At 70.3% G+C, this 11755-nt stretch carries 9 protein-coding genes and 1 pseudogene; 7 read left to right on the forward strand and 3 right to left on the reverse strand.

Annotated features, from left to right (window positions below; genetic code table 11):
- Positions 1 to 107: 107 nt before the first annotated feature.
- From carB to MMR14E_RS14615, 7 genes are all read left to right on the forward strand, one after another.
- Positions 108 to 3581 carry a carbamoyl-phosphate synthase large subunit gene (gene carB / locus MMR14E_RS14585; protein ID WP_331315238.1) on the forward strand — a complete coding sequence of 1158 codons (3474 nt, stop codon included), beginning with the start codon at positions 108 to 110 and terminating at the stop codon, positions 3579 to 3581.
- Positions 3582 to 3671: 90 nt separating this feature from the next.
- Positions 3672 to 4148, forward strand: a complete 477-nt coding sequence (gene greA / locus MMR14E_RS14590) for a transcription elongation factor GreA (RefSeq protein ID WP_170855149.1) — start codon at positions 3672 to 3674, stop codon at positions 4146 to 4148.
- Between the two features lie 4 nt (positions 4149 to 4152).
- Complete coding sequence (locus MMR14E_RS14595; RefSeq protein ID WP_331315240.1) at positions 4153 to 4653, forward strand: hypothetical protein; 501 nt, start codon at positions 4153 to 4155, stop codon at positions 4651 to 4653.
- A 51-nt stretch (positions 4654 to 4704) separates the two neighbouring features.
- Positions 4705 to 5754: a mitochondrial fission ELM1 family protein gene (locus tag MMR14E_RS14600; protein WP_331315242.1), complete on the forward strand. Its 1050-nt coding sequence runs from the start codon at positions 4705 to 4707 to the stop codon at positions 5752 to 5754.
- Positions 5755 to 5768: 14 nt separating this feature from the next.
- Positions 5769 to 6749, forward strand: a complete 981-nt coding sequence (gene trxB, locus MMR14E_RS14605) for a thioredoxin-disulfide reductase (RefSeq protein ID WP_331315244.1) — start codon at positions 5769 to 5771, stop codon at positions 6747 to 6749.
- Positions 6750 to 7017: 268 nt separating this feature from the next.
- Positions 7018 to 7908, forward strand: coding sequence for a LysR family transcriptional regulator (locus MMR14E_RS14610; protein ID WP_012317569.1), 891 nt, complete (start codon positions 7018 to 7020; stop codon positions 7906 to 7908).
- A gap of 41 nt (positions 7909 to 7949) precedes the next feature.
- Entirely contained in the window at positions 7950 to 8210 is a 261-nt protein-coding gene (locus MMR14E_RS14615) for a YARHG domain-containing protein (protein WP_056522408.1), read from the forward strand.
- Positions 8211 to 8300: 90 nt separating this feature from the next.
- Here MMR14E_RS14615 and msrP read toward each other — a convergent pair whose 3' ends face one another.
- The 3 genes and pseudogenes from msrP to MMR14E_RS14630 form a co-directional block, all read right to left on the reverse strand.
- Positions 8301 to 9266 (reverse strand): protein-methionine-sulfoxide reductase catalytic subunit MsrP, encoded by a 966-nt coding sequence (msrP, locus tag MMR14E_RS14620; protein ID WP_331315245.1) that lies wholly within the window; start codon positions 9264 to 9266, stop codon positions 8301 to 8303.
- 161 nt (positions 9267 to 9427) lie between these two features.
- Positions 9428 to 11182, reverse strand: a complete 1755-nt coding sequence (locus tag MMR14E_RS14625; RefSeq protein ID WP_331315247.1) for an AMP-binding protein — start codon at positions 11180 to 11182, stop codon at positions 9428 to 9430.
- A gap of 99 nt (positions 11183 to 11281) precedes the next feature.
- Positions 11282 to 11755: pseudogene (locus tag MMR14E_RS14630) on the reverse strand (hypothetical protein); the annotation flags it as partial.

Consider the following 11755-nt stretch of genomic DNA (forward strand, 5'->3'; position numbering starts at 1 on the left):
GGCCCGTGTAAACGCGGGGCTCAACGACATTCCCGCCACGCGCGTCCGGGAGCAGGGCTCAGTCGAGCCGTGCCCGATCGGGCGCGCTTGGCCTGAGAAGGCCCACGATGCCCAAACGCACCGACATCTCCTCGATCCTGATCATCGGTGCGGGTCCGATCATCATCGGACAGGCCTGCGAGTTCGATTATTCCGGCACCCAGGCCTGCAAGGCCCTCCGCGAGGAGGGCTACCGCATCGTGCTGGTGAACTCGAACCCCGCGACCATCATGACCGACCCGGACATGGCGGACGCGACCTACGTCGAGCCGATCACGCCGGAGATCGTCGCCAAGATCATCGAGAAGGAGCGCCCCGACGCGATCCTGCCGACCATGGGCGGCCAGACGGCGCTGAACTGCGCCCTGTCGCTGCAGAAGATGGGCGTGCTCGCCAAGTACGGCGTGCAGATGATCGGCGCCACCGCCGAGGCCATCGACAAGGCCGAGGACCGGAGCCTGTTCCGCGACGCCATGACCAAGATCGGGCTCGACACCCCGAAATCGGCGCTCGCCAACGCCTCGGCGGCCAAGAAGGCCGACCGTCAAACCTACCTGGCCGAGATCGCCAGGATCGAGGCGGCCAACACCGATCCGGCGGCGCGCCAGACGGCCCTGGCGGCCTACGAGAAGAGCTGGGCCGCGGGCGAGACCGAGCGGCGCAAGCGCTACGGCGAGCACGCCATCGGGCAGGCCCTGATCGCGCTGGCCGAGGTCGGCCTGCCGGCGATCATCCGGCCGTCCTTCACCATGGGCGGCACCGGCGGCGGCATCGCCTACAACCGCGAGGAGTTCCTCGACATCGTCGAGCGCGGCATCGACGCGTCGCCGACCAACGAGGTGCTGATCGAGGAGAGCGTGCTCGGCTGGAAGGAGTACGAGATGGAGGTCGTCCGGGACCGGAACGACAACTGCATCATCGTCTGCTCCATCGAGAACATCGACCCGATGGGCGTGCACACGGGCGATTCGATCACCGTCGCCCCGGCGCTGACGCTCACCGACAAGGAATACCAAGTGATGCGCGACGCATCGCTGGCGGTGCTCCGCGAGATCGGCGTCGAGACCGGCGGCTCGAACGTGCAGTTCGCGATCAACCCCGAGAACGGGCGCATGATCGTGATCGAGATGAACCCGCGCGTCTCGCGCTCCTCGGCGCTCGCCTCGAAGGCCACCGGCTTCCCGATCGCCAAGGTCGCGGCCAAGCTCGCGGTCGGCTACACGCTGGACGAGATCGCCAACGACATCACCGGCGGCGCGACCCCGGCCTCGTTCGAGCCGACGATCGACTACGTCGTCACCAAAATTCCGAGGTTCGCGTTCGAGAAATTCCCGGGCGCCGAGCCGACGCTCACGACCGCGATGAAGTCGGTGGGCGAGGCCATGGCGATCGGCCGCTGCTTCGCCGAATCGCTGCAGAAGGCGCTCCGCTCGCTGGAGACCGGCCTGACCGGCCTCGACGACATCGAGATCGAGGGGCTGGGCAAGGGCGACGACCACAACGCCATCAAGGCGGCGATCGGCACCCCGACCCCGGACCGGCTCCTGAAGGTCGCGCAGGCGCTGCGCCTCGGCGTCAGCCACGAGCAGGTCTACGCCTCCTGCAAGATCGACCCGTGGTTCCTGGAGCAACTCCAGGCGATCATCGATCTGGAGAACCGCGTGAAGGCCCACGGCCTGCCGAAGACGGCCGGCGCCTTCCGCCAGCTCAAGGCCGCCGGCTTCTCGGATGCCCGCCTCGCGGTTCTGGCCAAGATCGACGAGGCCGCCGTCGGCGCGGCCCGTCGCGCCCTGGCGGTGCGCCCGGTCTACAAGCGCATCGACACCTGCGCGGCGGAGTTCAAGTCGCCCACCGCCTACATGTACTCGACCTACGTGGCGCCCTTCGCGGGCGCGGTGGTCGACGAGGCGCAGCCCTCGGACCGCAAGAAGGTCGTGATCCTCGGCGGCGGCCCGAACCGGATCGGCCAGGGCATCGAGTTCGACTATTGCTGCTGCCACGCCTGCTTCGCGCTGTCGGACGCGGGCTACGAGACCATCATGGTCAACTGCAACCCGGAGACGGTCTCGACCGACTACGACACCTCCGACCGGCTCTACTTCGAGCCGCTGACCGCCGAGGACGTGCTGGAGATCATCGAGACCGAGCGGCAGGCCGGCACCCTTCACGGCGTGATCGTGCAGTTCGGCGGCCAGACCCCGCTGAAGCTCGCCCGCGCCCTCGAGGCCGCCGGCGTGCCGATCCTCGGCACCTCGCCCGACGCCATCGACCTCGCCGAGGACCGCGACCAGTTCAAGCGGCTCCTCGACAAGCTGGCGATGAAGCAGCCGAAGAACGGCATCGCCTACTCGGTGGAGCAGAGCCGGTTGGTGGCCGAGACGCTCGGCCTGCCCTTCGTGGTGCGCCCGAGCTACGTGCTCGGCGGCCGCGCCATGGCGATCATCCGCGACGAGACCCAGTTCGCCGACTACCTGCTCGACACGCTGCCGAGCCTGATCCCCTCCGAGGTGAAGGCCCGCTACCCGAACGACAAGACCGGCCAGATCAACACGGTGCTGGGCAAGAACCCCCTCCTGTTCGACCGCTACCTCTCGGACGCGGTCGAGGTCGACGTCGACGCGGTCTGCGACGGCAAGGACGTGTTCATCGCCGGCATCATGGAGCACATCGAGGAGGCCGGCATCCATTCCGGCGATTCGGCCTGCTCGCTGCCGCCGCGCTCGCTCTCGCCCGAGATCATGGACGAGCTGGAGCGCCAGACGAAAGCGATGGCGCTGGCGCTCAACGTCGTCGGCCTGATGAACGTGCAGTACGCCATCAAGGACGGCACGATCTACGTGCTGGAGGTGAACCCCCGCGCCTCGCGCACGGTGCCGTTCGTCGCCAAGGTCATCGGCGAGCCGATCGCCAAGATCGCGGCCCGGGTCATGGCGGGCGAGCCGCTCGCGACCTTCGGCCTGAAACCGAAGACCCTGCCCCATATCGCCGTCAAGGAGGCGGTCTTCCCCTTCGCCCGCTTCCCCGGCGTCGACGTGCTGCTCGGCCCGGAGATGCGCTCGACCGGCGAGGTGATCGGGCTCGACGCGAGCTTCGGCGTGGCCTTCGCCAAGAGCCAGCTCGGCTCGGGCACGCAGGTGCCGAAGGCGGGCGCCGTGTTCGTCTCGGTGCGGGATGCCGACAAGGCCCGCATCCTGCCGACCATGAAGCTCCTGTCCGATCTCGGCTTCACCGTCCTGGCGACCGGCGGCACGCAGCGCTATCTGGTGGAGAACGGCGTCCCGGCCGAGCGGATCAACAAGGTTCTCGAGGGGCGGCCGCACGTGGTCGACGCCATCAAGAACGGCGGGATCCACCTCGTCCTCAACACCACCGAGGGGGCCGGCGCCCTGTCGGACTCGCGCTCGCTCCGGCGCGCGGCCCTCTTGCATAAGGTGCCGTATTACACCACTCTAGCCGGCGCGATGGCCGCGGCCGAGGGGATCAAGGCCTATCTAGAGGGCGATCTCAAGGTCCGCGCGTTGCAGGAATACTTCGCGGCCTGAACCTCAGGGTTCCGCTGACTTCATTTCATGGCCCGGGGAGAGTGCTTCACTCTCGGCCGGGCCTCTTCATTGTGGCGCGAGACGATGGCGATAGACAAGGTTCCGATCACCGTGCGCGGGCTGGCAGCCCTCGAAGAGGAGCTGAAGCACCGCCAGCAGGTGGAGCGCCAGCGCATCATCCAGGCGATCGCCGAGGCCCGCGCGCTCGGCGACCTGTCGGAGAACGCCGAGTACCACGCGGCCAAGGAGGCGCAGTCCCACAACGAGGGTCGCGTCCTCGAGCTCGAGAGCATGATCGCGCGGGCCGAAGTGATCGACGTCACGAAACTCTCGGGCGACAGGATCAAGTTCGGCGCCACCGTGAAGCTCGTCGACGAGGACACGGAGGAGGAGAAGACCTACCAGATCGTGGGCGAGCCGGAGGCCGACGTGCGTTCGGGCCGCGTCTCGATCACCTCGCCGATCGCCCGCGCGCTCATCGGCAAGGGCGTCGGCGACACGGTCGAGGTCACCACGCCGGGCGGCGGCAAGTCCTACGAGGTCGTCGCCGTCCAGTACGGCGGCTGACCCGATGCGCCCGCGTTCCTTGAGCCGGCTCGCCGGCCTGCTTCTGACTGCCGTCGCGGGGTCCGCGGCGGCGAGCGATTTCCCGCCGACCCCGGTCTTCTCCGACGTCCGGGTCGACGTGCGGCCGCTCCTCGACAAGGGCGGCGGGCTGCAGGCCGAGGCGCTGGCCGGTGACCTGACCGACGCCCTGCGGAAGAACTTCGCCGGCCGGATCGGCGGCCGCGGGCCGCGCCTCGTCGTCGTGGTGACGAGCCTGTCGCTGCGGCCCTATGCCGGCAGCGGTGCCCTGCGCGGCTACGGCGGCAATTTCCAGACCGACTACATGGAGGGCGAGGCGCTGCTCGTCGGCCCCAAGGGTCAGGTGCTCGGGCGCTACCCGCAGATGACCGCGACGCCGTCGAGCTACGGCGGGGCGTGGTACGATCCGCGATTCGAGCAGCGCCGGCTCGCCGCCATCGCTGACATCTACGCCCAGTGGCTCGCCCGCGACCTGCCGCGGGACTAGAAGACGGCCGCCGGCCCGGGCCGGCGGTGTGGGGCGTACCGGGTGAGGAGCATGGCAAGCATCGACCTGTCGGAGGCGCAGTCCGCGCCGGTCAGCATTCCGGACCTCCGGCGTGAGCCCCTGCCCGAACTCGCCCGCGCTCGCGCCTGGGTCGTCACGGACGGCAAGGCCGGAGACGAGAATCAGTGCGTCGGCATCGCCGAGACCCTGGGCCTCGACTTCGAGATCCGGCAGGTTCCGGCCTCCGGCCCGTTCGGCTGGATGGCGCCCTGGGGACCGATCGACCCGCGCGAGGGTCCGCGCCGCCGCGCCGGCGCCCTGTCGGGCCCTTACCCCGACATCCTGATCGCCTCCGGGCGCCGGTCGGTCCCGTACCTGCGGACGGTGCGGCGCGCGACCGGCGGCCGGACGTTCACGGCGTTCCTGAAGGATCCGCGGACCGGAGCGGACAGTGCCGACTTCATCTGGGTGCCGGATTACGACGATCTGCGCGGACCCAACGTCTTCACGACGCTGACGGCGCCGCACCTCGTCACCGCGGCGCGCCTGGCCGCGGCCCGTGCCCGGCCTGACCCCCGCCTCGCGCGCCTCGACGGCCCGCGCGTGGCGGTGCTGGTCGGCGGCGACAGCCGGCACCTGAGCTATCGCAAGACCGACATGATCCGCCTCGTGGAGGATCTGCGCGGCCTGGCCGAGCAGGGCTGCCGGCTGATGGTGACGATCTCCCGCCGGACGCCGAACCCGCTGCGCGAGGCCGTGAAGGCGCTCGCCGCCGAGACCGGCGGGTTCCTCTGGGACGGGAGCGGCGACAACCCCTACGTGGCCATGCTGGCGCTCGCCGAGGCGATCGTCGTGACTTCCGACTCGGCCAACATGGTCAGCGAGGCGGTGTCGACCGGCGCACCGGTCCTGCTGTTCGATCTGCCGCGTACCTATATCCGGCATCGGCGCATGTTCGCCGGGCTGGCGATCGCCGGAGCGCTGCGGCCGTTCACCGGTCAGTTGGCAGATCTGACGTACAAGCCGATCGACGCGACGCCGGTCATCGCCCAGGCGCTCGCCGACGCCTATGCCGCGCGCCGCGCGGCCGGACCGGCCTGAGGAGACCGAGACACATGGCCCACACGCACGCCAAGCTCGTGATCATCGGCTCGGGTCCCGCCGGCTACACGGCGGCGATCTACGCGGCCCGCGCCATGGTCGAGCCGCTGCTGATCTCCGGCTTCCAGCCGGGCGGGCAGCTCATGATCACCACGGATGTCGAGAATTACCCGGGCTTCGCCGAGGCCATTCAGGGCCCCTGGCTGATGGAGCAGATGCGCCTCCAGGCCGAGCATGTCGGCACCCGGATCGTCTCGGAATACATCACGAAGGTCGATCTCAAGCAGCGGCCGTTCCGCCTCGAGGCCGATTCGGGCGAGACCTACTCGTGCGACGCCCTGGTCATCGCCACGGGCGCCCAGGCCAAGTGGCTCGGAATCCCCTCCGAGGCGGCGTTCCAGGGCGGCGGCGTATCGGCCTGCGCGACCTGCGACGGGTTCTTCTTCCGCGGCAAGGAGGTCGTGGTCGTGGGCGGCGGCAACACGGCGGTCGAGGAGGCCCTGTACCTCGCCAACATCGCCAGCAAGGTGACGGTCGTCCATCGCCGCGACAGCTTCCGGGCCGAGCGGATCCTGCAGGAGCGCCTGTTCAAGCACCCGAACGTCGAGGTGCTCTGGCACCGGGAGATCGCCGAGATCTGCGGCGTGCAGAAGCCGGCGCCGGGCGTGACCCACGTCCGCCTCAAGGATCCGCGCTCGGGCGAGATCAGCGAGGTGAAGGCCGACGGCGTGTTCGTGGCGATCGGCCACCAGCCGGCCACCGCGATCTTCGAGGGGCAGCTGCCCATGCGCCACGGCGGCTACCTCAGCGTGAAGCCCGGTACCACCGAGACCGAGATCCCGGGTGTGTTCGCCGCCGGCGACGTCACGGACGACGTCTACCGTCAGGCGATCACCGCCGCCGGCATGGGCTGCATGGCGGCGCTGGAGGCGGAGAAGTTCCTGGCCAACCTGGAGATCGGCGAGAGCCCGGTCCAGGCCGCGGCGGCGGAGTGACCGCCGCGCCGGTCTCACGCTCCGTGCGCGGACCGGCCGCGGCCGGCATTTCAACAAGATCGCGCTGCTTGTGCTTGCGCAGGACCATGCACCGTGTGCATAGGAGTGCTGACTGCGCCGGGATGCATTGGTTGCATGCCCGCGCGGTGCGGCGAGCGGCCATCCGCGCGCGGCACCGCGCAGTTCGCCCGGTGATCTGCCCGCCGCTTCGCGCCCATCTTCCACCCAGGGCGCGACCCGCGGGCGCGCGCTGGTAGGGGTTCTCGCCTTGGACTGGGACAAGATCCGGATCTTCCTCAACGTCGCGGAGGCGGGGAGCTTCACCAAGGCGGGTGACGATATCGGGCTCAGCCAATCGGCGGTGAGCCGCCAGATCAGCGCCCTTGAGCGCGAGCTCAAGGCGCCGCTCTTCCACCGCCATGCCCGCGGCCTCCTGCTCACCGAGCAGGGTGACCTTCTGTTCCGCGCCGCGCGCGACATGAAGCTGCGCCTGGAGAATACCCGGGCCCGGCTCGTCGAGACCTCCGAGCGGCCGACCGGTGACCTCAAGGTCACCACCACGGTGGGCCTCGGCACGTCCTGGTTGTCTCAGCGAGTGGGCGAGTTCCTCGACCTCTACCCGGACGTGCGCATCGAGCTGATCCTCACCAACGAGGAGCTCGATCTCGCCATGCGTGAGGCCGACGTGGCGATCCGCATGCGGCGCCCGGCGCAGCCGGACCTGATCCAGCGGCGGCTGTTCACCGTGCACTACCACGCCTTCGCGAGCCCGGATTACGTCAAGCGCTTCGGCGAGCCCAAGACCATCGAGGAGCTCGACGATCACCGCCTCGTCTCCTTCGGCGGCAACGAGCCCTCGTACCTGCTCGCCGCCCACTGGCTCGCCGATGCCGGCCGCGAGGGCCGCGAGCGGCGCCAGGTCCACCTGACGGTGAACAACATCGGCGCGCTGCAGCGCGCCATGGAGGCCGGCGCCGGCATCGGCATCCTGCCCGACTACGCGGTGGATGGCGGCCAGCAGCTCGTGCAGGTGCTGCGCGAGACCGAGATGCCGAGCCTGGAGAGCTACCTCGTCTACGCCGAGGAGATGCGCTCGGTCGCCCGCGTGCAGGCGTTCCGCGACTTCCTCGTCTCGAAGGCGCAGCGCTGGACCTACTGAGCATCCGATGGTTGGATCCGGATCCTCACGGAGACGATTCGATGCGCGCTGCTCTCTACGCTCTGATCCTCGTCGCGGGATCGACCGGTGCGATGGCGGATGACTGCGCGGAAGCTTGGTACCAGCGCAACCTGATCTACAAGCAGGCCGGGTACTGCTTCAGCACGCCGCGGGCGATCCGGACCTTCGGCAACGCGGATTGCCGGTACGACGCCATGGATCGCGTGCCGCTCTCGCGGCAGGAGCAGGCGACCGTGGCGGATCTGCAGGCCTTCGAGCGGGCCCATGCCTGCCCGCGCTGAGGCGCGGGCCGACGGCGCGGATGGAGACGTGACGTAGGCGCCGTGTCGTCGGGACCGGAGCCGCGCCAGCGCGGCTCCGGCGGGTCCGGATCAGACGAACAGGCGCTCGCCCTCGAGGCCCTTGTAGAGGCCCGCGACCTGCTCGCCGTAGCCGTTGTAGATCAGCGTCGGCACCCGCTGGTCGGTGCCGAGGACGCGCTCGGTCGCCTGGCTCCAGCGCGGGTGCGGCACGGCCGGGTTCACGTTGGCCCAGAAGCCGTACTCCGAGGCCTGCAGACCTTCCCAGAAGGTCTTCGGCCTGTCCGCGGTGAACGAGACCTTCACCAGCGACTTGGCCGACTTGAACCCGTATTTCCACGGCACCGCGACGCGGATCGGCGCGCCGAACTGGTTGGGCAGCGGCTTGCCGTAGATCCCCGTGACCATGAAGGCGAGGTCGTTGCCGGCCTCCGCGAGGGTCAGGCCCTCCGTGTAGGGCCAGGGATAGAAGAAGGCCCGCTGGCCGGGCGCCATCGCCTTGTCCATGAAGGTCTCGAAGCGGATGTACTTCGCGCCGGAGGTGGGCTTGGCGAGCGCCACGAGCTTCGCCAGCGGGAAGCCGGTCCACGGCACCGCCATCGACCACGCCTCGACGCAGCGGTGGCGGTAGAGCCGCTCCTCGAGTCCGACCTTCCGGATCAGGTCGTCGACGCCGATCTCGAAGGGCTTCTCCACGAGGCCGTCGATCTTCAGGGTCCAGGGCTGCGTCTTGAGGGCGTTGGCGGCCGGCAGCACCGTCTTCGACGTGCCGAACTCGTAGAAATTGTTGTAGTCGGCGCTGAAGCGCTCCGGCGTCAGCGGCCGGTCGAGGGTGTAGGCAGGGTTCTGCTGCGCCGGGTAGAGCGGCGCGTCGCCCGCGGCCGCCCGGGCGGCGCGGCCGCCCAGGAGCGATCCGGCCGCGAGTCCGGCCGCGAGTCCGGCCGCGCCGCCGATCAGGGCCCGCCGATCGAGGAACACGGCCTCCGGCGTCGCCAGATGTTCCGGAATCTCCCAACCGCGCCCGCGCTTGATCAACATGGCCGTCTCCTCGGATCTCCTGCCTGCACAACCCACAGATCGGCGACGGCCGACAGGGGCGCAAGCGCCGCAGCCTCACCGTTCGGCGAGCGGCGCGCAGGGGTTACGCCGCCCGCGAGCGGCACCGGGACGCAGGGCGGCCTCCGCCGCGCGGGCGACGGTCAGGCCGGCGGCGACTCGTCGCGCAGCATCCGCCGCAGCACCTTGCCCACGTTGGTCTTCGGCAGGGTCTCGTGGAGCACCACGCGGCGGGGCACCTTGTAGCCGGTGAGCTGGGTGCGGGCATGGGCCCGCAGGACATCGGTGGAGACCGACGTGTCCTTCAGGACCACGTGGGCCACCACCATCTCGCCGGTCTCCTCGCTGGGCGCGCCGACCACCGCGCATTCGAGCACGGCCGGGTGGGCCGCCAGCACGTCCTCGACCTCGTTCGGATAGACGTTGAAGCCGGAGACGAGGATCATGTCCTTCATCCGGTCGACGATGCGGACCTGCCCGTCCGCCTGCAGGATCGCGACGTCGCCCGTCCGGAAGAACCCGTCCGCGGTCATCGCCCGCGCGGTCTCCTCCGGCCGGTTCCAGTAGCCGCGCATCACCTGGGGCCCGCGCACGCAGATCTCCCCCGGCTGCCCGTCCGGGAGGGGCTCGCCGGAGACGGCGCGGATCGAGACCTCCGTGGAGGGCAGCGGGTAGCCGATCGTCCCCGAGAAGTCGCGCATGCCCCGCGGGTTGACGCACACCACCGGCGAGGTCTCGGACAGGCCGTAGCCCTCGACGATCGTGTTGCCGGTCAGGGCCTTCCAGCGCTCGGCCACGGCCCGCTGGACGGCCGTGCCGCCGCCGACCACGAAGTCGAGGTGGGCGAAATCCACGGTGTTGATCTTCGGGTGGTTGATCAGCACGTTGAACAGGGTGTTCACGCCCATCAGGTGGGTGAAGCGCGTGCGGCTCAGGGTCTTGACCATGCCGTCGCAGTCGCGCGGATTGGGGATCAGCAGGCAGGAGCCGCCGCTGCGCATGAACTGGAAGAAGCACGCGGTGAGCGCGAAGATGTGGTAGAGCGGCAGCGCCGTGACCACGCAGCGCGCGACGCTCGGATCCTTCGAGTTGAACCAGAGCTGCGACTGCTCGACATTCGCCATGATGTTGCGGTGGCTCAGCATCGCCGCCTTGGCGATGCCCGTGGTGCCCCCGGTATATTGCAGGAAGGCCAGATCCTCCGGGTCGACCGTCACGGAGGTGCGCGGCATCGACCGGCCCTGACGGAGGACGGTCGCGAACGGGATCGCGAGGCCCTCCGGCAGGCGGAACGGCGGCACCGCCTTCCGGACGTGCCGGCTCGCGAGGTTGATCACCTGCCCCTTGAGTCCCAGCCCGTCGCCGGGGCCGACCAGGACGACCCGCTCGAGGGCGACGTCGGGCAGCGCCGCCGCGATCGTGGCGCCGAAATTCTCCAGGACGATCAGGATGCGCGCGCCGGAATCACCGATCTGCTGCGCGCATTCCCGGGGGGTGTAGAGCGGGTTGGTGTTGACCACCGTCCCGCCCGCCAGGAGGACGCCGAAGATCGCCACCGCGTAGGCGGGGACGTTCGGCAGCATGATCGCGACGCGGTCGCCCTTCGCCAGACCCTGCCCGCGCAGCCAGGCCGCGAGGTCGCGCGCCTGCTGGCCGAGGGTCGCGTAGGTCATGGTCGATCCGAAGCACAGCATCGCCGGCCGGCCCGCGAACGCGGTCACGCTGGTCTCGAACAGGTCGACCAGGGTCCCGAGGCCGGCGACGTCGATCTCCGCCGGGACGCCGGGCGGGTAGGCGGCCAGCCAGGGCCGGTCGGATGCCCCGGCGACCGGCGCGGCCGGCATCGCTCCGGCCGTGGCGGCTTGAGCGCCGTGCTCCATCACGTTCGCCTCATGCATCGCGATGCCTCCCGCGGGCCCGACTCTCGGGGGCCGAGTCCCGCAACGCCTGTCGCGCCGACTCTGCGGGAACGGAGGCCGGCCCGCAAGGCAGGGGGGTCACACGGCCGGACGATGCCGGCGCAATGTCGCCAGCACGGTGTGGGGCAGGGCCGCCGCGATCAGCAGMCCMGCGGCGAGCGCGGCCTCCTCCGGCCGCATCGCCCGCCGGGGCCAGGGGCCGACGCCCAGGTCGCCGCCGAGGCCGATCAGGATCGCGCCGAGCCACAGGGCCAGGAAGGCGAGCGCCCCGTACCCGACCCGGCGCAGGCGCGGCCGCAGGGGCCGGTTGGCCGCGACCGCGAACAGGCCGAGGACACTGCCGAACGCCAGCGCGCCCGCGGCGGCGCCGAGCCCGTAGGCCAGCCACAGGGGCTGGTGGGTGAGGAACGCCATGCCGCCGGTGGCGAAGGCGCCGCGCAGGACCAGGCCGCCGAAGGTCGGGTAGAGCCCGGCGGCGAGGAGCGCGGCCGCGCCCGCCAGCCCGAACACGATCCGCCGCGGCGCGGCGGCCGGACCCGGTCCCGTCGCCAC

Source organism: Methylobacterium mesophilicum (assembly GCF_036441335.1).
GTDB lineage: Bacteria > Pseudomonadota > Alphaproteobacteria > Rhizobiales > Beijerinckiaceae > Methylobacterium > Methylobacterium mesophilicum_B.